Consider the following 24,018-nt stretch of genomic DNA (forward strand, 5'->3'; position numbering starts at 1 on the left):
ATTGAATAAAATTTCCGAGTAGTCTGTGTCTTTCGTGGTTAATTTTTGCAAAATTTTGCGGAAATGTGACCGATTTTTTTGCTTAGTGTAACTTCATTGACGGTCTGAGGAAGCGGTTAATTTGACCGACTAATAAAATCAGACCAGTTTTTACCCAGCCGTGTAAAGCAACTTGGTGCATACGGTATAACGAGAGGTAGGCAAGGCGTGCGATTTTACCTTCGATAAACATATCGCCGCTCATTAAGTTACCCATCAAGTTACCGACTGTACCGAAGTGAGAGAACGAAAGTAGAGAGCCTTTATCATTGAATTTAAACGGTTTTTGTTCTTTACCTTCAAGTACCGCCACAATGTTTTTACCGCATTGTGTTGCCATTTGGTGTGCGGCTTGAGCTCGTGGTGGAATCGCTTTGCCATCTTGGATAAGCGATGCACAGTCACCGATAACATATACCGAGTCATCTACCGTTGTTTGTAAGGTATCTTTGATTTCAATTTGGTTTAGACGGTTTGTTTCAAAGCCGAATTCTTTTACAAAATCAGGCGCTTTAACACCGGCAGCCCAAACCATTAAGTTAGCTTCAATTTTGTCCCCGTCTTTGGTGATTAAGCCATCTTCTACTGCTTCGGTAATCATGGTATTTAAGCGAACGTCCACACCAGCTTTACGCAATTCAGCGAGGGCTGAAGCCGATACTTTTTCGGTTAATGCAGGAATTAAGCGAGAGCCAGCTTCAACTAAGGTGACTTTTAGACTCGCTCGATTCAATTTACCAAAGCCGTATGAGTTTAAGTGTTTTACCGCATTATAAAGTTCTGCAGAAAGCTCAATACCGGTTGCACCACCACCGACGATCGCAATTTTTACATCTTGATCTTCACTGTGAGAGAACTGTAGGAATAATTCCATCATACGTTTTTGGAATTGCTTCGCCTGTTCCGAACCGTCTAAGAAAATACAGTTTTCCGCCACACCTTTTGTATTGAAATCATTCGATTTACTACCGATAGCAATTACTAATTTATCGTAAGTAATATGACGTTCTTCGACTAGCAGTTGATTTTGTTCGTTATAAATCGGTGCAAGTGTCACTTCTTTTTTATCACGACTGACAGCGGTGAGTGATCCTTGCTGAAATTCAAAAGCGTGGTGTTTAGCATGCGCACGGTAACTAAGCGCATCGGTTCCTTCGTCTAAAGAACCGGTTGCTACTTCGTGTAGTAGTGGCTTCCAAAGATGAGTTGTATTGCGATCGATAAGAATAACTTTTGCTTTATTCTTACTGCCTAATTTATTGCCGAGGTAGGTAGCAAGCTCTAAACCGCCAGCTCCTCCACCGACAACAACGATGGTTTCCATTGTCATAAAATGCTCCAAATGATAATAAATTAATAATATTTAAAAATTGAGCTAATTTTAGGCACTTATAGAATAAAGTCCAGTCCCTTTTAACGTTATTTTAACGCTTGTTACAAATTGTCGTTAAATATAAGGACTTGTTTACACTGCTTACAGAGGTAACGGCGACCATTTCGTACGATGGCATTATGACGACGTAAAGAAAGTAGATGCGTTTGACAACCGCATTGGTAGGAAAATTGTTTGCCGACCACATTTTGTGTATCAAAACAATGGTAGGTTTCCGCCGGTACACCGAAAACGTGTTCCATCACCATTTTCCATTCTTTACCGTGCGGTTGAACTCGCCCGAATTGTTGATAAACCAAAGCGTGAGCAAGTTCATGCGGAACAACCTGCTGAATAAAAGATTGCCCGTTTTCCACCAATAAAACAGGATTGAAGCGAATTTCGTTACGTTGCAGATAAGCAACGCCGGCTTTTACACCACGCACGGCATAGCTGACCGTCGGTGGTGTAAAAGTTTTATTGAAGTGAGTATTAGCTTGCTCCAAATTGCGTTTTAGCTGACGCTGAACCTGCATTTTGAGCTGACGCATAAGAGCTGTATTTGTGATTGCTTCCGTCATTTATTTCGGACAGTCCATTGGTTGCCATTGTTTGTCGTAGCAAACGTAGAGTTCGGTTTTACTCGCACCTAAATAAACACCGCGTAGCTGCGGATTATGTTTACGCATCCATTGGAATAAATCATTGCGGCGTAAATTTTTTGCCGGTAGTTTCAGGCTGTGAAACAACTCTTTTTGTTTGGCAAAATAGCTTTCCGCACTATCGAAAGCACAGCTACCGTGTTTTTCCCATTCGCCTTGTAATAATGCAGCACCCGGTGATTCCGGTAGATATTGCTCAATAATTTTTGTGGAAACTTCCGGTAAATCACCTTGGCAATAGCGAGGATGATCATCAACCGAATGTGCTTTAGCATTTTGTGGCCATAAACCGTGAATCACCCAACCGAAGTTCTGACTGCCGGCACACTGATAAGCTAAACGTTGCGGTACATCACCTTGGTTTTTATTGCGTTGTGATTCACAAAAAGCCGGTGACCAAGAAAGCGCTAACATATAGTAATCAACTGGTGCTTGCTTATTTTGCCCGATTTTATCTTCATCCATTTTGGAATCATAATTCATCGCAAGTGCCGCTTGAGTTGCTGAAGCAGATTGTGCCTGCGGTGCTTTTGCAATCGGTGTATCGGTTTCCGTTGCGTAGTCGTTTTGTTGCTGCTGTGGCTGTGGTTGTTTAACTGGTTCTGACTTATTACTTTGATTGCCGAAAAAATAAGAGATTGTCGCAATAATCAGTAATACGGCTAATTTTATAAGATGCTTTTGGTTCATATTGGAGAGATTTGAATCATAAGAAAGGGCGTTACTATAAACAAAAAAGAGAAGTGAGGGAAGAAAAAATAAGCGGTTAGATTTGCGAAAAAATTTGCAAATTTAACCGCTTGTAACAAGCTATTTTATTGTGCCACAGCTAAGGCAATATAAATAGGTGTGTTTAGGATCATTGAATTTTTGTAGCAATTCTAATGATTGTTGAGCTTGAGAGGCAATCGGTAAGCCTAATAATGAACCGAATTGTAATTTCAAGTTCGAGCCATTTAAGAATGAACCTAGCAAGCTATCGTCGCTGTCAATAAACCATTGTGCTCTAAAGTGCTCGATTGCGGCTTCGCCTTTCTCTTTACGTTGTTGATTGACTAATTCGGTGATAACCTCATAAGCGGTGTCAAAATCGCCTAATTGATCAACTAAACCGTGTTTTAACGCATCTTCACCCGACCAAACTTGCCCTTGTGCAATTTTATCCACCGCTGGTTTAGACATATTACGTCCACGGCTGACCAGTTCTAGGAATCGGTCATAGCCGTTTTCAATGCTGATTTGAATCACCTCCGCTTGTTCTTTCGGCAACGTTTTTAACGGGCTAGAAGAAGCAAATGGTGAAAGTGAAATACCGTCTTCGGTGACACCTAAATTTTTAGCGGTTTTTTCAAAGCTGGTGGCTAAGCCGAAAATTCCGATTGAACCGGTAATCGTCGTTGGGCTGGCGATAATTTTATCGCTGGTCGCCGCAATCCAATAACCACCTGAAGCTGCCATACCACCCATTGATGTCACAACCGGTTTACCGGCAAGTTGAATCGCTTCTAATTCTTGGCGAATAATTTCCGAAGCCGTTGCGCTGCCGCCAGGGCTATTGACACGTAAAATCACACCATCAACACTTTTATCTTCACGAGCCTTACGTAGCAGTTTAACAATCGTATCGCTACCTGCTGAACTTTGATCACTTTCACCGGAAATGATTTGCCCTTCGACATTGATAATTGCAATTTTATGTGTGGCGGAAACATCAAAGCGATCATTAAGTTCCTGAGCATAATCGAAGTAATCGATTTGGTTATAGTTACCCTCTTTATCTTTACCGAATAGTTTGACTAATTCCTGTTGAATTTCAGCATTAGTTGCAATTTCGGTCACGAGTTTTTGGCTTAACGCATATTGGGCATCATCGCCTTTTAGTTGACGATATTTAGCGATATAGGTTTGACTGTCCGGTAATACCTGTTCAATCGGAATATTTCGATTGTGAGCAATGTCTTTGCGGATATTATTCCATACCGAATTTAGCCACAGTTGTGCATTTTGTTTTGCTTCCTCTGACATATCATCACGGATAAAGGGTTCTACTGCTGATTTGTATGTACCAACACGGAAAATATGTGGCATGGCTTCGATTTTATCGAGTAAGGTTTTGAAATAGATATTGCTATAACTGAGCGAGTGAATATCGATAAAACCGGCTTTATTCAGATAGATTTTATCGGCAAAACTAGCTAAATAATATTGTGATTGGCTATATTGTTCGCCAATCGCAATCACCGGTTTTCCGGATTGTTTAAAGGTTTTAATTTGAGAACCGATAAATTTTAGTGAAGCACTATCGCCACCTTGGAAATAGCCTAAATCTAGCACTAATCCGGTAATTCGTTCATCTTTCATTGCCTTATTAATGGCACGGGCAACATCAAAAGTAGAAATTTTAATTGGCTCGCCATTACCTAACTCAGATTGAACCAAACGATGTAAATCACCGTATTCATCGTGGTTATCGGCTAAATATCCGTCTAAATTAAGGGTTAACGCCCCTTTTTCAATAAATTGCACCGATTTTTGTGTTTTAGATTCTTGTTGTATCAAAGCTGTAATCGCAAAGCATACCAGTACAAAAATGATAAAAAATAGGCTTAATACCAATTCTCGAATACAACGAAAAATCTGATAAAGCCCTTTGAAGATTTTTAACATATTAGTCCTAATTAAAGTAAAAATTTTATGGCGTAAAACTACCATAAAATGGGCTTAGACTTAATAAAATATGTTATTCTTAACACAATTTTTTAGATAAATTGCAATAAATTATGGATATTTTAGATTTCTTACAACGTCGTCGTTCAAATAAAAAATTTGGTGAAATAGCCCCGAATGCAGAACAATTGGAAAATATTATCAAAGCGGCATTACGTGCACCGGATCACGGCAAAATGAAGCCTTATCATTTTGTGGTGATCGAAAAAAGCGGAATGTCAAAATTGCATCAATGTTTAGTTGCTGCCGCTGCTGAGTTTAATATGGACGAAAAAAATACGGCAAAAGCCGATAAACTGGCTAATCAAGCACCAATGATAATTGGCGTAGTAGCAAAAATTGATCACGAATCACCGAAAGTACCGGCGTGGGAGCAAATTGTGACTGCCGGTTGTGCGACTTATGCGATGCAATTAGCTGCGAATGCCCAAGGTTTTGAAACGGTTTGGATCAGTAAAAAATGGGTAGAAGGATCGCTATTACGTGAAACATTCGGCTGTCGTGCCGGTGATAAAGTGATTGGCTTATTGTTAGTCGGCTCCCCGAAAGAAGATGACGGTATTTCGTTGGCTAGAGAAGCAGAAGCGACCGCCGGTTTTGTGAGTGTGATTCGTTAATAGTGGCGAAACATATCGAGGAAAGTATGAAAACGATTCTAATCACCGGTTGTTCTTCCGGTATCGGTTATGCCACCGCTAAATTGTTGAAAGAAAACGGCTGGCGGGTGATTGCCAGTTGCAGAAAACAGGTGGATATTGACCGCTTGCGAGCGGAAGGCTTTGAATGTATTCAGCTTGATGTGCAAGATTCGGCACAAATAGCGGAAGCGTTTGAATATATTAAAGCGAACGGTGGCTTAGATGCAGTATTTTGCAATGCAGGACAAGGGCAACCGGGCTGTGTGGAAGATTTACCGCGTGAAGCATTACGTGAGTTATTTGAAATCAATGTATTTGGCGTGTGGGAAGTGATGAATCATGCACTTAAAATTTTCCGAGCGCAGAATCACGGACGTATTTTATTGACCAGTAGTATTTTAGGCTTTGCCGCAATGCACTTTCGAGGGGCTTATAATGCCTCTAAATTTGCGGTGGAAGGTATGGCGGATACGTTACGTCACGAATTACACGGCTCGAATATTTATGTTAGTTTGATTGAGCCGGGCCCGATTTTAAGCGATTTTCGTTCAAATTCTTTGGATAAACTCACCAAATATATTGATGTGGAAAATACCGCTAAAACCGCATTTAACCAAAAACAATATCAGCGTTTGGCAACTAAAAAGAATGATAATCCGTTTGCTAAACCGGCATCAGCCGTGGCGGAAGCCTGTCTAAAAGCCTTAAGTGATAGTAAACCGAAAGCTCGCTATCAAGTCACATTTCCAACTAAATTGTTTTGGTGGCTAAGACGTATTTTACCGACTACATGGTTTGATTTTGTGTGCCGTAAGTCCGGTGGCTAGTAACATAATAAAACCATGGAATACACGGATTACACTGAAAAGCCTAGTACGGCAGAGTCGTACTAGGTTAAGCATAATTCAGCCCTGCTAGGGCTGGAAGTTAGAGCAAATATAGATCCACATATGGCTTTGTGCATGGGGGAACTAGCTACTTCAACAATCTCTGACTATTCAGTACTACGGTGATAGAAGACATTGTCATCGCAACGGCGGCGATCATTGGGTTGAGTAGCCAGCCGGTAAACGGGTAAAGCACGCCGGCAGCAAGCGGAATAGCAATCACGTTATACATGAAGGCACCGAGCAAACTTTGCTTCATATTACGTAATACCTGTTTGGCAAACGGCAGAATTTGTAGAACCGGTGCTAAGCCGTGTTGCATTAGCGAAAGATCGGCGGTTTCGACCGCAATATCCGAACCGTTGTGCATTGCGATCCCCACATTAGCCTGAGCAAGAGCCGGTGCATCGTTAATCCCGTCGCCAATCATCGCCACTTTTTTACCTTGAGCTTGTAATTCACGAATTTTATCCGCTTTTTGTTCCGGTAAAACTTCTGCGATCACGCCGTCTAAACCGAGTTGTTGTGCGAAATATTCCGCAGTCGCTTGGCGGTCACCGGTCAGCATTAAGCATTGATAACCTTCCGCTTTAAATTTTTCGATCATTGCTTTGGACTCATTACGCAACTGATCTTCCACCGATAAAATACCGGCTAATTGATCATTTACCGCTACAAAAATTTTGGTAGCTCGAGAAGCGGTTAAATTTCCGGAAAAATTAACAAATTTCGCATTACCGACCTTGATTTGATCTTCGCCTAAGTTGGCAATAATCCCTGCACCTTTGACCACTTGCACATTAGTCACTTCACAAGCGGTCTGATTCTCAGCAAATTTTACAATTGCTTTAGCAATCGGGTGAGTGGCGTGGACTTCTAAACTTTTTGCCAGCTGTAGTACACGATTCGGCTCAAAACCATTAAAGGTTTGGATATCCGAAACCATCATTTCGCCGGTGGTGAGTGTGCCGGTTTTATCGAATACTAGCGTATCGATTTCGGAGCCGGCTTGCAGAGCTTCGATATTACGTACTAACACACCAAATTCGGCGGCACGAGCTACGCCAGCAATGGTTGAAAGCGGAATGGCTAAGCCGAGCGCACATGGGCAAGCGATAATTAACACAGTGGTAAAAATCGAGAGAGCAAATGAAAAGTCTTTGCCTAAAAATAGCCAAATCAGACCGCTTATCAACGCAATCGAAACCACCACCGGTACAAAAACACTTGCCACTTTATCGACAAATTGTGCGAGTGGTGGCTTACTTGATTGTGCATGACGCACGGCGTTAATGACACGAGCAAGGGCGGTTTGTCTGCCGACTTGTTCGGCAATATAGATACCTGATCCGTCTTGAATCAAGGTTCCGGCACGTACTTTATCACCGACTTTTTTCTCAATCGGTAACGCTTCACCGGTCAGCATTGATTCATCCACCCAAATTGAGCCACTTTCCAATCTGCCGTCCACCGCAAGCCGATCGCCGGTGAGTGCTTGTACACGCATTTCCGGTTTGATGCCTTTGACCGGAATGGTTTGCGTTGCATTATTTTGATCAAAAATAACCGCTTGTTGAGGGGCGAGATCGAGTAATTTTTCTAAGGCAAGTGAGGAACGTTGTTTAGCTTTTAATTCAAGGAATTTACCGAGATTGATAAAGCCGATAATCATTACGCTAGCTTCATAGTAAACGTGCGCTTGCGGTTGGGGGAAAAGTGTTAGCCAAAATGAGTATAGCCAAGCGACACCGGTACTGAGAGCGACTAAAGTGTCCATGGTGGAGGCTTTATTTTTCAGGCTGACCCATGCACCGACAAAGAAATCTTTACCGGCAAAATACATCGTAAACAAGCTGACGGTTGCGGCGATAAACCAATAAACTAAATTGGTTGAGTTTGGGAGCATTCCGATAAACAGCCCCAAAGCAACTAAACCGAAACCGACAATTAAGGCGACAATAAATTGCCATTTTTTATGACTTAAAGTACGTTGCGTTTGCGCTTGTTGTTTGGCTCGGCGTTCTTGCTCGTTTTCTAAAATTTCCGCACCGAAACCGATTTTTTCGACCGCTCGTACCATTGCATTTGGATCCGCTTCACCTTGTACAAATGCGGTTTGATCGGCAAGATTGACCGAAGCAAAAATGACACCTTCCACTTTCATCAAGATTTTTTCAACCCGACGCACGCAAGCGGCACAGTGCATACCGTCAATTAAAAGTTGTTGTTCTTTAGCCATATCTTTTCTTTCCGGTAAGTTTAACCACGGAATACACGGATTTCACGGAAATGTTCAGTATTTTCTGTGTATTCCGTGGTAATAGTTAAATAACTTCCGCTTCAAAACCAATATCATCAACAGCGGCAATAAGAGCTTCTGCATTAGCAGATCCTTCCACAATCGCTTGTTGCGGTTCTAAAGTCACGGTCGCTTTAGTCACGCCTTCTACTGCATTCAGTGCTTTTTCCACGCTTTTTACACAGTTACCGCAATGTAAACCGTCAAGTTTGAGTGTAATTGACATTTTGTTTCTCCTAATGATTAGTTGTATGAATTGAAAATGGTGGTTGTGCCGTCTTTTTTGAGTAATAACACATCATATTTATCTTTCTGACCCATATGTTTCGGCTGATCCATTCCTGGTGAGCCAAGTGGCATTTCCGGTACGATTAAGCCTACCGCATCAACCGGTTTTTCTTTGAGTAAACGCTCAATATCTTGTGCCGGCACGTGACCTTCAATCAGATAACCGTCTACCATTGCACTATGACAGGCTTGTAATTTCGGTTGTAATTGCAATTTGCTATGTACATGGCGATTACCTGTATCATTTGCGGTGACGTTAAAACCATGCTGTTTTAAATGATCAATCCAAAAGTTACAACAACCGCAAGTCGGACTTTTCCATACTTCAATATTATTAACTGCATAAGCAAAAGAAGGAGTTGCAAGCATTGCACAAAGTGAAACGGCTTTTAACAGACGAAATTTCATAGTTACCTCATAAAAAAAGAATGACGAATACTGAATTTCTTTATATGCTAATCCTTAACCCTAGGTTAAGGTCAAGAGGTAACAGAATGAATATTAGTCAAGCAGCAAAACACACCGAATTATCAGCAAAACAAATTCGTGATTATGAAAAAGCCGGTTTATTGCCACAGGCAGTCCGTTCAAGTAGCGGTTATCGAGTTTATTCGATTTCGGATTTGGAACGTTTACACTTTATCAGTAATGCACGTAAGGTTGGATTTTCTTTAGTGCAGATCAGCGAATTATTAAAACTAAATGATGATCCGCATCGTACCAGCCGTGAAGTGAAGAAACTTACCGAGCAACATATTGAAGAACTTCAGCAGAAAATTGCCGATTTGCAACAAATGCTGACGTTATTAAAAAGTTGGAGTAAGTCTTGTTGCGGTAACGATAGCCCGGAATGTTCAATATTAAGCGGTCTAAAACGCTAAATTTTTTGCAAATAATTTTGCTGTCATCAAATCGTCATATTGTTTTTTTAGAATACGCTTAAACCAAATAATCTGTTCCAAACAGCTAGTTTAAACATCCATGAGGAGAACAATATGTTATTGGTAAAAGCAGCAAGAAAATGTGTAGTGATCGGGCTTTCATTAGGCGTGATGGCATCAAGTTATGCGGAAACGATTACGGGTGCTGGTGCTTCGTTTCCCTATCCGATTTATGCGAAATGGGCTTCACTTTATGAAAAAGAAACAGGCAATAAAGTGAATTATCAATCTATCGGTTCCGGTGGCGGTCAGCAGCAAATTATTGCTAACACGATTGATTTCGGTGCGTCAGATGACCCGATGAAAGCGGAATTATTGGATCAACACAAATTGTTACAATTCCTGGCAATTATCGGCGGTACGGTTCCGGTGGTGAACTTACCGGAATTTAAAGCCGGCGAGTTAAAATTATCCGGTACGGTATTAGCGGATATTTTCCTCGGTAAAATTACCAAATGGAATGACCCGGCGATTAAAGCGTTAAATGAATCGTTAAATTTACCGGAGAAAAATATTATTGTGGTACGCCGTTCGGACGGTTCAGGTACGACATTTGGTTGGACGAACTATTTATCGAAAGTATCACCGGAATGGAAAGAAAAAGTCGGAGAGGGGAAATCAGTTAAATGGCCGACCGGTTACGGTGGTAAAGGCAATGAGGGTGTAGCCGCTTATGTGAAACAGCTGAAGTATTCTATCGGTTATGTTGAATATGCCTATGCGAAACAGAATAATTTAGCCTGGGCTTCTTTACAGAACCAAGCGGGTAAATTTGTGCAACCTTCACGCGACAGCTTTATGGCGGCGGCTGCAAATGCACAATGGGATAAAGCGAAAGGTATGGGCATTATGCTGACTAATGAAAGCGGTGAAAATTCATGGCCGGTGACGGCAGCAAGTTTTATCTTGATTCATCAGCAAGCGGATAACCCGACCGCAACCAGAGCAGTATTTGATTTCTTCGATTGGGCATTTGAAAAAGGTAAAAATGCGGCATCGGAATTAGATTATGTGCCTCTACCGGACGAAGTAGTGGCTAAAATCAAACAAAAATGGCAAAACGAAGTAAAAGATAAAGACGGTAAAGCCGTTCGTTAATCATTAAACAAACCAATAAGCGGTTGAATTTAAAGTGTTTTTTTCAAACATTGGATTCGACCGCTTTATTTTTTATTTAGGTTATTTATGACAAGGTTGTCATAAAACTGTCATATTCTTTTTTTAAAATAAGCACCAAGATAAAGACATTGGAGTTTATTTTATGCCAAATCTTAATAAACCGACCTGCTTAAATCATCCTTTAATTGAAGGTTTATTTAGGTATACAACGCAATTTTTTGCGTGGCTTGTATTTGCGATGTTGGCTGCGATTTTAATCTCATTGATTATTGGCAGCTGGGAGTCGTTAACTCGTTTTGGACTCAGCTTCTTATGGACTAATGATTGGGATCCGAACAATGATAGTTATGGTGCAATTGTTCCGGTTATCGGCACTTTAATTTCTGCATTTATCGCTTTACTTATCGCCGTGCCGATTTCTTTCGTGATTGCTGTATTTTTAACCGAGCTTGCACCGGAATGGCTAAAGCGTCCGATTAGCGTTGCGGTTGAAATGCTAGCCGCTATTCCTTCCATTATCTACGGTATGTGGGGCTTATTTGTCTTCGTACCGCTTTTCCAAGAACATATTCAACCCACTTTAATTGAATTACTCGGCGATCTGCCACTTATCGGCATGCTGTTTTCAGGCGCTCCGTTTGGTATCGGTCTGTTTACCGCTGGGCTTGTATTGGCAATTATGATTATTCCTTATATTGCTTCAATGATGCGTGAAGTATTCGGGGTTGTGCCGCCGATGTTAAAAGAAAGTGCTTACGGTTTAGGATCGACCACGTGGGAAGTGGTTTGGAAAATCATTTTACCTTACACCAAAGCCGGTGTAGTCGGCAGTATGATGTTAGGATTGGGTCGTGCATTAGGCGAAACCATGGCGGTCACTTTTGTTATCGGTAACGCATTTAATTTACCGGATTCACTCTTTTCGCCGTCTGCTTCGATTGCATCCGCGATAGCGAATGAATTTAACGAAGCGACAGGCTTACAAAAATCGGCATTAATGGAATTAGGTTTAATCTTATTCTTAATTACTACGGTGGTACTCAGTATTTCTCGTTTAATGATTTTAAGGATGACCAAAAAAGAGGGGAATAAATAATGTATCGTAATAAAAATGGACGTTTTTACCGCCGTAAATGTGTCAACAAAGTAATGCTCACCGTTTCTTTCTTTGCGGTTGGATTCGGACTGTTCTGGTTAGGCTGGATTTTATTCACGCTAATTCAAAAAGGGATTCCGGAGCTTTCATTAACGCTATTTACCTTACCGACACCAGCACCGAATGAAGTAGGAGGTTTGAGTAATGCGATTATCGGTTCATTGTTGATGTTGTTGTTCGGCACACTAATCGGCACGCCAATCGGCATTTTAGCCGGCACTTACTTAGCCGAATACGGACGTTACAGTAAATTGGCGAAAGTCACACGCTTTTTGAATGACATTTTACTTTCTGCACCGTCAATTATTATCGGTTTATTTATCTATGCGATTTATGTATCGCACGTCAAACACTATTCAGGCTGGGCTGGTTCTTTTGCTTTAGCATTGTTAGTGATTCCAGTGGTGGTACGTACCACCGACAGTATGTTAAATCTGATTCCAAATAACTTGCGTGAAGCAGCGGTGGCATTAGGTTGTCCGCAATGGCGAATGATTACTATGGTTTGTTATAAAGCGGCTCGTTCAGGGATTATTACCGGCGTGTTACTCGCAGTGGCACGTATTTCGGGAGAAACCGCTCCGCTTCTGTTTACCGCACTATCAAACCAATTCAGTTCGTGGGATATGAACGGGCCAATGGCAAACTTACCGGTCGTGATTTATCAATATGCGGCAAGTCCGTTCCAAGATTGGAATAATTTAGCGTGGGCGGGAGCAACATTAATTACCGGGTTTGTGCTGTGTCTTAATATTCTTACCCGTATCTTTTTTAACCAAAAACAACGATAAGGAAATGCAATGAATAACGACTTAATTTCACTGCAAGATACTAAAATTGCGATTAATCATTTAGATTTTTTCTATGGCGATTTCCACGCTTTAAAAAACATTAATTTACGCATTGCGAAAAATAAAGTGACTGCTTTTATCGGACCTTCCGGCTGTGGTAAATCAACCTTGTTACGAACTTTAAACCGAATGTTTGAACAATACCCGAACCAAAAAGCACAAGGGGAAATTTTGTTTGAAGGCGAAAATTTACTGACTACTGAAACTGATATCGCATTAATTCGAGCCAGAATCGGTATGGTATTCCAAAAACCGACACCATTCCCGATGTCGATTTATGACAATGTCGCATTTGGTATCCGCTTATTTGAAAAATTACCTAAATCGGAATTAAATGATCGTGTAGAATGGGCATTAACTAAAGCGGCGTTATGGAACGAGGTGAAAAATAAATTGCATCAAAGCGGTGACAGTTTATCCGGCGGTCAGCAACAACGTTTATGTATTGCTCGTGGTATTGCGGTTAAGCCGGAAGTCTTGTTGTTAGATGAACCCTGTTCGGCACTTGACCCGATTTCAACAATGAAAATTGAAGAATTGATTTGTGAATTAAAACACGATTACACGGTGGCGATTGTGACCCACAATATGCAGCAGGCGGCACGCTGTTCGGATTATACTGCTTATATGTATTTAGGTGAGTTGGTCGAGTTCGGTGAAACCAAACAAATCTTTGATAAACCGCGATTCCAACGTACCGAAGATTATATCCGAGGTCGAATGGGCTAAATTTAGCTTGAATCGATTTAAACAAGCGGTTAAATTCTGCTGAAATTTTGCAAATTTTTTGTCAAATTTGACCGCTTATTGGCAGTAAAGGGTAGGAGCAGCAGATGAATGAGAAAATTCTGATTGTGGAAGATGAAAGAGTGATTCGAGAGATGATCGCCTTGTTTTTACTACAACAAAATTATCAGGTAATTGAAGCCGAAGACTATCAGAGTGCGGTAAAAAAATTAGATGAAAAACCAAAGCTAATTTTGCTTGATTGGATGTTGCCTGGGCGTTCCGGTATCCAGTTTATTCAATATCTCAAAAAGTCGGAAGAAACAGCTCAAATTCCTATCTTAATGCTCACTGCACGCAGCTCGGAAGATGATTGCATTACTTGCCTTAATACTGGTGCAGACGATTATGTCACCAAACCGTTTTCTCCTAAAGTGTTGATCGCTCGCATCGAAGCCTTACTTAGACGTACTTATCAAAATAATGATGTGATTAGTCTTGATGATCTGATTTTAGACCAAAATGCTAAACGGGTTACCATCCAGAAAAAAGAGATTAGTTTAAGCAGTACCGAATATAAATTATTACACTTCTTTATGACCCATCCGGAAAAAGTCTATAGCCGAGAACAATTATTGGATTTTGTGTGGGGTAATGATATTTATGTGGAAGACAGAACGGTCGATTCTTATATTCGCCGTTTAAGAAAAAGTTTAGAGCCTTATGGCTTTGAACGTTATGTGCAAACGGTTAGAGGCTCCGGCTATCGCTTTTCCAACCACTTTCAGGATCATCAATGAGAATCCATTTTTTCTGTAAAAATTTTATAGTCGAAACCCTATTAGCATTAGGCATCGCCTATTTTTTTAGTTTATTTGCTTGGGATTTCGTAACTTGGGCAATGACGTTATTGGTTATGTTATTGGGCTGGCATAATTATAATGAACACCGCTTATTAAATTTAATTGATCCGAACCGTAAACAAAGCCGTAAGGTGTTAACTACGTGGGAGCATGTGTCACAAACGGTCGCTTTTTATCAAAGACGTAACAGACGGGAAAAAGTGAAAACCTTACGTCTGCTTTCCAAATTAAATAAAAATATTCAATATTTACCGGACGGTATCATCATTTGTAATCATCTTGGCGATATTATTTGGTGTAATAATGCTTCTCAGGAAATTTTGAGTTTTTACTGGAATAAGAAAGTCGAAAAAAGCGTATTTAATGTGATTTTTTATGAGGAGTTCAAGAAGTATTTTCATAAAAATAAGAAAAAAAGACCGCTTGTTCTGATGACGACTGATGAGCGTTATATCGAATTTCATATTAATGATTACGATAGCGAAAGCTATTTAATTATTGCCCGTGATGTAACACAAGTGATTCGTTTATTACATTCTAGGCAGACGTTTTTGAATAATATGAATCACGAATTGCGTACACCGCTGACCGTATTGAGAGGCTATTTGGAATTACTGGAAGCCCAAGCTGAAACCGAATTACAGCAAAAAAGTATTCAGGCAATGCAATCCCAAGCTAAACGTATGGGAAATTTGTTGGATCAGCTGAATTTATTGGCAAAAATTGAAACCTCTTCCAGTAAAGAACATTACGTGGTTGAAATGTCATCAATGATTTTAGCCTTACAGAAAAATACGGATTTCTTGAATCAAAGTAAGCAACAAATCATCTTCAATATTACTCCGAATATTACTGTGTTGGGTGATGAAAACCAGCTACAAAGTGCGGTTTCCAACTTAATTTATAATGCGGTTAAACACGCTGGTGATGGTGCGACGATTGAAGTAAATTGGCATTGGTGTAATGAAGGGGCGGAATTTAGTGTTACAGATAATGGTGTTGGTATCGAGGAATCACACTTACCACATTTAACCGAGCGTTTTTACCGAGTAGACGAATCACGTAGCAACCAAACTGGCGGAAGTGGATTAGGCTTGGCGATCGTGAAGTATGCTTTAGAGCAACACGGCTCCCAATTACAGGTAAAAAGTGAATTTGGTAAAGGCAGCCGATTCAGTTTTATTATCAAAAAATCTTTGCTTGGCGAAACAAAAAATCATTAAAACAGTATTTTTTACTCAACAAATGAGGCATTTGTCAGTAAAATGCCTGTTTTTATGTCCATAAAGAGAGCCTGTCATGTCTGATAAACGCTACGGTGCTGATGAAATTACCGTTTTAAAAGATCTTGAACCCGTCCAACTTCGTCCCGGAATGTACACCGACACTACACGTCCGAACCATTTAGGGCAAGAAGTTATCGATAATAGTGTCGATGAAGCGTTATCCGGCTATGCCTCTCAAATTGACGTGATTCTCCATGCGGATAATTCATTGGAAGTGATTGATAACGGCCGAGGAATGCCGGTTGATATTCACTCTACCGAAAAAATTTCCGGTGTGGAATTAATTCTAACCAAACTACACGCAGGCGGTAAGTTTTCCAATAAAAACTATACGTTTTCAGGTGGCTTACACGGGGTAGGTATCTCGGTAGTAAACGCCCTCTCGCAACGTGTGGAAATCAAAATTAAGCGTAACGGTGAAATTTATACGATTGCCTTTGAAAACGGGGTAAAAGTAGAAGAATTAACTGTAATTGGCAGTTGTCCGAAAAAACAAACCGGTACTACCGTTCGTTTCTATCCTAATCCAAAATACTTTGATTCGCCGAGATTTTCGGTCAGTCGTTTACGCCATTTATTACGTGCCAAAGCGGTACTTTGCCCGAAATTAACCATCAACTTTGTTGACCATATCAATAATAATCACGAAACGTGGTATTACGAAGACGGTTTATCCGATTATTTAAGTGAAGCGTTAAAAGAGTTAGAATGTTTGCCGAATCCGCCGTTTATTGGCGATGTCTCCGCTGAAACCGAAGCGGTAAGTTGGGCGTTAACGTGGTTGCCGGAAGGGGGCGAGTTATTAGCTGAAAGTTATGTTAACTTAATTCCGACCGCACAAGGCGGTACGCACGTAAACGGTTTACGTAACGGCTTATTAAAAGCAATGGTGGAATTCTGCGAAATTCATAATTTACTGCCGAAGAGTGTTAAATTAACCGCTGATGACGTGTGGAATCGTTGTGCTTATGTACTTTCGTTAAAAATTCAAGAACCGCAATTTGCAGGGCAAACTAAAGAACGTCTTTCTTCTCGTCAGGCTTCCAGTTATGTGGATAGCACGATTAAAGATGCGTTTAGTTTATGGCTCAATCAAAACGTACAAACCGGTAAATTGATTGCTGAAATGGCAATTTCCTCGGCACAAAGTCGTTTGCGTGCGGCAAAAAAAGTGGTGCGTAAAAAGTTAGTGAGCGGTCCTGCGTTGCCGGGTAAATTAGCCGATTGTACTTCTCAAGATTTAAGTCGTACTGAGTTATTTTTAGTAGAAGGCGATTCTGCAGGCGGTTCAGCAAAACAAGCACGTGATAAAGATTATCAAGCGATTTTGCCGTTACGAGGCAAAATTCTGAATACCTGGGAAGTGTCTTCTGATCAAGTGCTGGCTTCTCAAGAAGTTCACGATATTGCGGTAGCACTTGGGATCGATCCGGACAATGATAATTTAGATGAATTGCGTTACGGTAAGGTGTGTATTCTTGCCGATGCGGATTCGGACGGTTTACATATTGCGACTTTATTATGTGCATTATTCTTGCGTCATTTCCCGAATTTAGTCAAAAATGGTCACGTTTATGTGGCAATGCCACCGCTTTATCGGATTGATATCGGTAAAGACGAAGTACATTACGCCCTTGATGAAGCGGAAAAAGAAGCGATTTTAGCTCGCCTAGCTAAGAAAAAAGGTAAACCAAACGTACAGCGTTTTAAAGGTTTAGGTGAGATGAACCCGAGCCAATTACGTGAAACCACAATGGATCCGAGTACGCGTCGTTTAGTGCAACTGACATTGGATGAGTTGGATACAACCGAAGAAAACGAGCAGAATACCTTTGAAATTATGGATATGTTGCTAGCGAAGAAACGTGCGGAAGATCGTAAGCAATGGCTACAAAATCGTGGTGATGAAGCGGAACTTAGTGTGTAATTAGTCTAAAAAAGTAAGCGGTTGAATTTTATATATTGGTTACAAACGATATATAAAATTCGACCGCTTATTCTTATATAAGAAAATGTTAAAAATATTTTGAAGAACTTCACATTTTTATAACATTTTTATTTTCTTCTACCTAATTTGATATATAGTGCAACCTATTTTATAACTCAATAAAGGTGGGTATTCTATGGGAAGCACTTCCGCCCTGGTGGCAAAAACCAATATGCGTAATAGTGTGATATTTATTGTGGATGTCATACTTTTTTTCATTTTATTAAATGTATTGCCTTTTGCTCCCGAAGCAAATAAAGGTTTGGCATTATTAGTGTTTGTTGCGGTACTTTGGTTAACCGAAGCATTACACGTGACTGTCACAGCCTTACTCGTTCCGATTTTGTCGATTGCATTGGGTCTGGTTAAATCAAAAGAGGCGTTGGTTGCCTTTGCCGATCCGACAATCTTCCTTTTCTTTGGTGGTTTTGCCTTGGCAACCGCACTACACATTCAGCAATTAGACCGCTTAATTGCAAATAAGATTATGACAATGGCAAGAGGTAAACTTTCTGTTGCGGTCATTTATTTATTTTCTGTTACGGCATTTCTGTCAATGTGGATGAGTAATACGGCAACGGCGGCAATGATGTTACCGCTTGCGATGGGGATTTTAAGTAAACTGGATCGCACTCAACATCATAATACTTACGTATTTGTGTTACTTGGTATTGCCTATAGTGCGAGTATCGGTGGTATGGGAACGTTGGTCGGCAGTCCGCCTAATGCAATTGTTGCTTCACAATTACATCTTTCATTTGCAGATTGGATGAAATACGGTTTACCGATTATGTTTATTTTAATGCCCTTAATGGTCGGTGTGCTGTATGTGGTATTTAAGCCTAAATTTAATGTTACTTTTGAGCAGAACTTTGAAAAAATCGAACTTAATCGTGATCGTATTTTAACTTTGGTTATTTTTGCCTTTATCGCTTTAAGTTGGGTGTTTAGTTCTCAGCTTAATCCAATGATTTCGAGCTTATTGGGATTAACCGGTAAAATAGGTAGCTTTGATAGTATTATGGCAATGGTTGCAGCCGCCTTGATTTGTATTACTCGTGTAGCAACCTGGCAACAGGTTCAAGAGAATACCGAATGGGGTGTGCTATTCCTATTCGGTGGCGGCTTAACGTTAAGTGCGGTATTAGGGCAAACCGGTGCGAGCAAAATTATGGCAGACGGTATTGTTGCGTTAATTGACGGTAGCCATTTCTATATTATCGGATTAATCGTTGCGGCATTTATTATTTTCTTAACCGAATTTACTTCAAATACGGCAAGTGCAGCACTTTTAGTACCGATCTTTATTTCGATTGCAGAAGCATTAAATATGCCGTCACTCGGTTTGGCGTTAATTATTGGTTTAGGCGCTAGTTGTGCCTTTATGTTGCCGGTAGCAACCCCACCAAATGCGATTGTATTCGGTACGGGACAAATTACGCAAAATGAAATGGTTAAAGCCGGTTTTTGGTTAAATATTATTTGTGTCCTAGTGATTGCAACTATCGGTTACGTATTCTGGCTATAAGAATCTTGTAACAATATAGTTAAAATCAACCGCTTACGCCCTGTTCTCAAATTTTAGAATAGGGCATTTTTTATTATAAATGGTTGTACCTGTTTAAATTGTTGATTAAAAATTATGATGTAGCTCATATTTTTTTACTTTAGTTATTTTTTTGCAATGATTTTTTGATATAGTCTTTTCGTTTTAAATAAATTGTAACATTTTAATCAAATCTGAAGCGTGGGGGACACTGAATGCCAGAAACCAAGCAATTTAAAGAAGATGTTGCTAAAAATCGCAGGAATACCATCATTTATATTTTGGATGTGATTCTATTTTTAGCATTACTAAATTTCCTACCTTTTGAACCTGCTCCGACTAAAGCTCTTGCTTTGCTTGCGTTTGTAGCGGTTCTATGGCTTACCGAAGCAATGCATGTCACCATTACCGCACTATTTATTCCGGTACTTTCCGTATTTTTAGGTTTGGTTGAATCCAAACAGGCATTAGTTGCATTTGCAGATCCGACAATTTTCCTGTTCTTTGGCGGTTTTGCTTTAGCAACCGCATTGCATATTCAAAAAATTGATAAATTAATTGCCAATAAAATTATGGCACTGGCTAAAGGTAATTTATTTGTTGCGGTGCTTTATTTATTCCTTGTAACCGCCGTGCTTTCAATGTGGATGAGTAATACCGCTACCGCAGCAATGATGTTACCGCTTGCTTTAGGCTTATTAAGTAATATGGATAAAGAACGTGATCACAACACTTTCGCCTTTGTGATTTTAGGTATTGCTTATAGTGCCGGTCTTGGCGGTATGGGAACTTTGGTAGGAAGTCCGCCGAATGCGATTGCCGCTTCACAACTAGGCATCGGTTTTGCTGAATGGTTGATTTACGGTTTACCGATGGTCGCTATTTTATTGCCAATGGCATTGGTCGTGTTGTATTTTAACTTCCGTCCTAAATTCTCAGGAAGTTTTGAATATCACGCAGAAGAAATTCCAATGAATCGTAAACGTATTATTACTTTAAGTATTTTTGTGGTAATCGCTCTCTGCTGGGTTTTTGGCGAACAAGTGAATAGCTTTATTTCGCCATTATTAGGTTTATCTAAGAATATCGGTAGCTTTGATAGTATGGTGGCAATGATTGCTGCGCTTGCTCTATGTACCTCACGAGTAACGACTTGGAGCCAATTACAAGAAGGAACAGAATGGGGGGTATTGTTCCTATTCGGTGGTGGTTTAACCTTAAGTTATGTATTAAGCCATACCGGTGCGAGTAAAATTATGGCGGAAGGTATTGTTTCGCTTATTGAAGGCAAACACTATTATATTATTTGCTTAATCATTGCGGCATTTATCGTATGTTTAACCGAATTTACCTCAAATACAGCGAGTGCGGCGTTATTAGTGCCGATTTTTATCTCGATTGCAGAGTCATTAAATCTTGACCCTCGTGCGTTTGCTTTAATTATCGGTTTTGGTGCTTCCTGTGCCTTTATGATGCCGGTCGGTACACCTCCGAATGCGATTGCATTTAGTACAGGTGTTGTCACACAACGTGATATGTTGCGTTCTTATAAACTCAGTATCGTCTGTATCCTAGTTATTTCGTTTATTGGCTATTTCTTTTGGTTAGAATAGATTAATAGACTGTAAAAAAGCGTAGTGTATTAGTGATCTGCATCCCAAAAGTTGGACTAAACATCCAACGGATTAAGGTGCAGATTTTTTATATGTGATTTGATTGTTTATTCGTGTTTTTTAACTTTTTATTCTATTTTTTAGGGATTGGTTACGATATTTTTGCATAATTAATGATTGAAGCAGTTTCATAAAAGAATTTGTTAATTTTCCTCTTTACTTTTGTTAAAAATCAGTTATTGTCGAATTTAGCGTCTAAAAATGAATATGCAAACAATTAGAGGTATCATTATGTCGAAAACTACGAAGAATCCTATACGAGGCGTTACTATCTTAACGCTTGATTTGATCTTGTTTTTTACGTTATTAAAGTTATTGCCGTTTGCTCCGCAAGAAAATAAAGGATTGGCTTTATTGATCTTTGTGGGTATTTTGTGGCTAACGGAAGCCTTTAATATCACCGTCACGTCTTTAATGGTACCTATCTTCGCCATTTTCTTAAATGTTCTATCTACTAAAGCTGCTTTTGCTCCTTTCTCCGAACCGATTATCTTTATGTTCTTTGGCGGTTTTGTTATCGCGGCGGTATTAAATATTCACCAAATTGATCTTTGGATTGCTAATCATGTTATTCGTTTGGCAAAAGGAAATTTAAAACGCACAATTATCTACTTATTTGCAGTAACTGCAGGGCTTTCACTCTTTATCAATAATACGGCGGTTGCCGCATTAATGTTGCCACTTTCTTTAGGCATTTTGCACCAATTAGATTTTAAACAACATCGTAAAATTTATGTATTTGTCTTACTTGGTATTGCATTTAGTTCGAGTATCGGTGGAATGGGTACTGTTGTAGGATCTGCACCTAATGCGATTTTAGCTTCTTATATTAAAGTTTCATTTTCCGAGTGGCTTGCTTACGGTATGCCAGTCGCTATTTTGTTACTGATTTCCATGGTTATCGCACTACTTATTGTTCTTCGCCCTAATTTTAATGTTCATTTTGAAGCAAAAGTAGAAAATATTCCGTTAACACCTAAACGTTTAACAACCTTAATTGTATTCTGTGTCACAGCAATTTTATTAACATTCAGCAGTGTAATTGAACCGATGGTACGTCAATTTTTAGCGTTAAAAGAATCGATTAAAAGTTTCGATGCGGTCATAGCAATGATTGCGGTTATCGTGCTTTGTATTACCAATACAGCAACATGGTCGCAAATTCAGGAACGTGCAGAGTGGGGCGTTTTAATGTTATTCGGTGGTGGTTTAACCCTTGGGATTGTGTTGAAAGATACCGGAGCAAGTAAAATTTTGGCTGACGGTATTGTGAATTATATTGGTAATAAACACTGGTTAATTATGACATTATCAATGGCGGCATTTATTGTATTTCTAACCGAATTTACCTCTAATACTGCGAGTGCGGCATTAATGATGCCGATTTTTATCTCAGTAGCAAATTCTCTCGGTCTACCGCCGATTTCATTAGCTGCCATTATTGCTTGTGGTGCGTCTGCTGCCTTTATGTTGCCGATAGCAACACCACCAAATGCGATTGTATTTGCTACTGGTTATATTAAACAAAGTGAAATGGTAAAAGTTGGACTAATCCTTAACTTACTCTGTGTAGTAATTTTAGGTTGTATGTCATATTTCTTCTGGACTACATGGTGGTAGATACTCCATTTGGAGTAATTGGAGGGTGTAAGCGGTTAAAAACTGTTTGTTTTTTTACAAAATCATTCAAGAATTTGATCTACATTCGCCCAAAATAGGTAGAAAATGATATAATTATAACGTTTTATTTTTGAAACTTAAAAAAAGAGGAACTTACTATGTCAGTTATTAAAATGGCAGACCTTGATCTTGCGGGCAAACGTTTATTTATCCGTGCTGATTTAAACGTACCAGTAAAAGATGGCAAAGTGACATCTGACGCACGTATCCGTGCAACCATTCCTACCTTAAAATTAGCCTTACAAAAAGGCGCAAAAGTAATGGTAACTTCTCACTTAGGTCGTCCAACTGAGGGTGTTTTCGAAGAAGCAAATTCTTTACAGCCTGTAGTTGATTACTTAAACGCATCAGATTTAGGTGTTCCGGTACGTTTAGTTCGCGACTATTTAGACGGTGTTGAAGTCGCTGAAAATGAAATCGTGGTACTTGAAAACGTACGTATTAATAAAGGTGAGAAGAAAAATGATCCTGAATTAGCGAAAAAATATGCAGCACTTTGTGATGTATTCGTTATGGATGCGTTTGGTACGGCTCACCGTGCTGAAGGTTCTACTTACGGTGTGGCACAATTTGCACCGGTTGCATGTGCAGGCCCGTTATTAGCGGCAGAATTAGATGCTTTAGGCAAAGCATTAAAAGAGCCACAACGCCCGATGCTAGCAATCGTAGGTGGTTCAAAAGTTTCGACTAAATTAACTGTTTTAGATAGCCTTTCAAAAATCGCTGACCAATTAATCGTGGGTGGTGGTATCGCTAATACTTTCATCGCGGCTGAAGGCCATGCTGTAGGTAAATCTTTATATGAAGCGGATTTAATTCCTGAAGCAAAACGTTTAGCGGCAGCAACTAATATTCCTGTTCCTGTTGATGTGCGTGTTGGTACAGAATTTTCTGAAACTGCTCCGGCAACTGAAAAAGCAGTGTCTGAGGTTCAGGCGGATGAATCAATTTTTGATATCGGTGATAAATCAGCAGAAGAATTGGCAAATATCATTAAATCTGCAAAAACTATTCTTTGGAATGGCCCAGTTGGTGTATTTGAATTTCCTAACTTCCGTAAAGGTACAGAAGTGATTTCAAATGCAATCGCAGAAGCAACAGCAAATGGGGCATTCTCAATCGCAGGCGGCGGTGATACGTTAGCAGCAATCGATTTATTCGGTATTGCAGATAAAATCTCTTATATTTCAACAGGTGGCGGTGCGTTCTTAGAATTTGTAGAAGGCAAAGTATTACCGGCAGTTGAAATTTTAGAGAAACGTGCAAACGGCTAATTCT

The 24,018-nt window shown here is 39.9% G+C and carries 21 protein-coding genes; 14 read left to right on the forward strand and 7 right to left on the reverse strand.

The window, feature by feature from the left end:
* Positions 1-82: 82 nt before the first annotated feature.
* The 4 genes from NYR60_RS00360 to sppA all read right to left on the reverse strand — a co-directional run bounded on the left by NYR60_RS00360 (position 83) and on the right by sppA (position 4,740).
* A complete protein-coding gene (locus NYR60_RS00360) occupies positions 83-1,363 on the reverse strand; it encodes an NAD(P)/FAD-dependent oxidoreductase (protein WP_279467986.1) in 1,281 nt (426 codons plus the stop codon).
* Positions 1,364-1,473: 110 nt separating this feature from the next.
* Positions 1,474-1,992 carry a SprT family zinc-dependent metalloprotease gene (locus NYR60_RS00365; RefSeq protein WP_279467053.1) on the reverse strand — a complete coding sequence of 173 codons (519 nt, stop codon included), beginning with the start codon at positions 1,990-1,992 and terminating at the stop codon, positions 1,474-1,476.
* The gene (locus NYR60_RS00370) at positions 1,993-2,763 is read right to left on the reverse strand and encodes a ribonuclease T2 family protein (RefSeq protein WP_279467054.1); all 771 of its coding nucleotides are present in this window, start codon (positions 2,761-2,763) and stop codon (positions 1,993-1,995) included.
* Between the two features lie 120 nt (positions 2,764-2,883).
* A complete protein-coding gene (gene sppA, locus NYR60_RS00375; protein WP_279467057.1) occupies positions 2,884-4,740 on the reverse strand; it encodes a signal peptide peptidase SppA in 1,857 nt (618 codons plus the stop codon).
* 113 nt (positions 4,741-4,853) lie between these two features.
* Between sppA and NYR60_RS00380 the strand changes: the two genes are divergently transcribed.
* Both NYR60_RS00380 and NYR60_RS00385 read left to right on the forward strand, forming a co-directional pair.
* On the forward strand, positions 4,854-5,417 hold the full coding sequence (locus NYR60_RS00380) for an NAD(P)H nitroreductase (RefSeq protein ID WP_279467058.1): 564 nt from the start codon (positions 4,854-4,856) through the stop codon (positions 5,415-5,417).
* Positions 5,418-5,443: 26 nt separating this feature from the next.
* Complete coding sequence (locus NYR60_RS00385; protein ID WP_279467059.1) at positions 5,444-6,265, forward strand: SDR family NAD(P)-dependent oxidoreductase; 822 nt, start codon at positions 5,444-5,446, stop codon at positions 6,263-6,265.
* Positions 6,266-6,413: 148 nt separating this feature from the next.
* On the opposite strand, the gene NYR60_RS00390 is transcribed toward NYR60_RS00385, so the two are convergent.
* From NYR60_RS00390 to NYR60_RS00400, 3 genes are all read right to left on the reverse strand, one after another.
* A complete protein-coding gene (locus NYR60_RS00390) occupies positions 6,414-8,564 on the reverse strand; it encodes a heavy metal translocating P-type ATPase (protein WP_279467060.1) in 2,151 nt (716 codons plus the stop codon).
* An 85-nt stretch (positions 8,565-8,649) separates the two neighbouring features.
* Positions 8,650-8,850 (reverse strand): heavy-metal-associated domain-containing protein, encoded by a 201-nt coding sequence (locus NYR60_RS00395; protein WP_279467063.1) that lies wholly within the window; start codon positions 8,848-8,850, stop codon positions 8,650-8,652.
* Between the two features lie 17 nt (positions 8,851-8,867).
* Entirely contained in the window at positions 8,868-9,320 is a 453-nt protein-coding gene (locus NYR60_RS00400) for a DUF411 domain-containing protein (RefSeq protein ID WP_279467064.1), read from the reverse strand.
* A gap of 86 nt (positions 9,321-9,406) precedes the next feature.
* Here NYR60_RS00400 and cueR point away from each other — a divergent pair, with 86 nt between their 5' ends.
* The 12 genes from cueR (at position 9,407) to NYR60_RS00460 (ending at position 24,014) form a co-directional block, all read left to right on the forward strand.
* Positions 9,407-9,793, forward strand: a complete 387-nt coding sequence (gene cueR / locus NYR60_RS00405; RefSeq protein ID WP_279467065.1) for a Cu(I)-responsive transcriptional regulator — start codon at positions 9,407-9,409, stop codon at positions 9,791-9,793.
* Positions 9,794-9,907: 114 nt separating this feature from the next.
* On the forward strand, positions 9,908-10,951 hold the full coding sequence (gene pstS, locus NYR60_RS00410) for a phosphate ABC transporter substrate-binding protein PstS (protein ID WP_431831743.1): 1,044 nt from the start codon (positions 9,908-9,910) through the stop codon (positions 10,949-10,951).
* 163 nt (positions 10,952-11,114) lie between these two features.
* Positions 11,115-12,068 carry a phosphate ABC transporter permease subunit PstC gene (gene pstC / locus NYR60_RS00415; protein WP_279467067.1) on the forward strand — a complete coding sequence of 318 codons (954 nt, stop codon included), beginning with the start codon at positions 11,115-11,117 and terminating at the stop codon, positions 12,066-12,068.
* Positions 12,068-12,919, forward strand: a complete 852-nt coding sequence (pstA, locus tag NYR60_RS00420) for a phosphate ABC transporter permease PstA (RefSeq protein WP_279467069.1) — start codon at positions 12,068-12,070, stop codon at positions 12,917-12,919. The genes pstC and pstA overlap by 1 nt, the downstream gene beginning before the upstream one ends.
* A gap of 9 nt (positions 12,920-12,928) precedes the next feature.
* Positions 12,929-13,708 carry a phosphate ABC transporter ATP-binding protein PstB gene (gene pstB / locus NYR60_RS00425; protein WP_279467071.1) on the forward strand — a complete coding sequence of 260 codons (780 nt, stop codon included), beginning with the start codon at positions 12,929-12,931 and terminating at the stop codon, positions 13,706-13,708.
* Positions 13,709-13,812: 104 nt separating this feature from the next.
* Complete coding sequence (gene phoB, locus NYR60_RS00430; RefSeq protein ID WP_279467073.1) at positions 13,813-14,505, forward strand: phosphate regulon transcriptional regulator PhoB; 693 nt, start codon at positions 13,813-13,815, stop codon at positions 14,503-14,505.
* Positions 14,502-15,791 (forward strand): phosphate regulon sensor histidine kinase PhoR, encoded by a 1,290-nt coding sequence (phoR, locus tag NYR60_RS00435; protein ID WP_279467075.1) that lies wholly within the window; start codon positions 14,502-14,504, stop codon positions 15,789-15,791. The genes phoB and phoR overlap by 4 nt, the downstream gene beginning before the upstream one ends.
* 76 nt (positions 15,792-15,867) lie before the next feature.
* Positions 15,868-17,781, forward strand: a complete 1,914-nt coding sequence (gene parE / locus NYR60_RS00440) for a DNA topoisomerase IV subunit B (protein ID WP_279467076.1) — start codon at positions 15,868-15,870, stop codon at positions 17,779-17,781.
* A 196-nt stretch (positions 17,782-17,977) separates the two neighbouring features.
* Complete coding sequence (locus NYR60_RS00445; RefSeq protein ID WP_279467077.1) at positions 17,978-19,369, forward strand: DASS family sodium-coupled anion symporter; 1,392 nt, start codon at positions 17,978-17,980, stop codon at positions 19,367-19,369.
* Between the two features lie 233 nt (positions 19,370-19,602).
* The gene (locus NYR60_RS00450; RefSeq protein WP_279467079.1) at positions 19,603-21,000 is read left to right on the forward strand and encodes an SLC13 family permease; all 1,398 of its coding nucleotides are present in this window, start codon (positions 19,603-19,605) and stop codon (positions 20,998-21,000) included.
* Positions 21,001-21,291: 291 nt separating this feature from the next.
* Positions 21,292-22,680 (forward strand): SLC13 family permease, encoded by a 1,389-nt coding sequence (locus tag NYR60_RS00455; protein WP_279467081.1) that lies wholly within the window; start codon positions 21,292-21,294, stop codon positions 22,678-22,680.
* A 158-nt stretch (positions 22,681-22,838) separates the two neighbouring features.
* Positions 22,839-24,014, forward strand: a complete 1,176-nt coding sequence (locus tag NYR60_RS00460) for a phosphoglycerate kinase (protein ID WP_279467083.1) — start codon at positions 22,839-22,841, stop codon at positions 24,012-24,014.
* Positions 24,015-24,018 lie beyond the last annotated feature (4 nt).

This window comes from Actinobacillus genomosp. 2, from assembly GCF_029773605.1.
Classification (GTDB): Bacteria; Pseudomonadota; Gammaproteobacteria; order Enterobacterales; family Pasteurellaceae; genus Actinobacillus.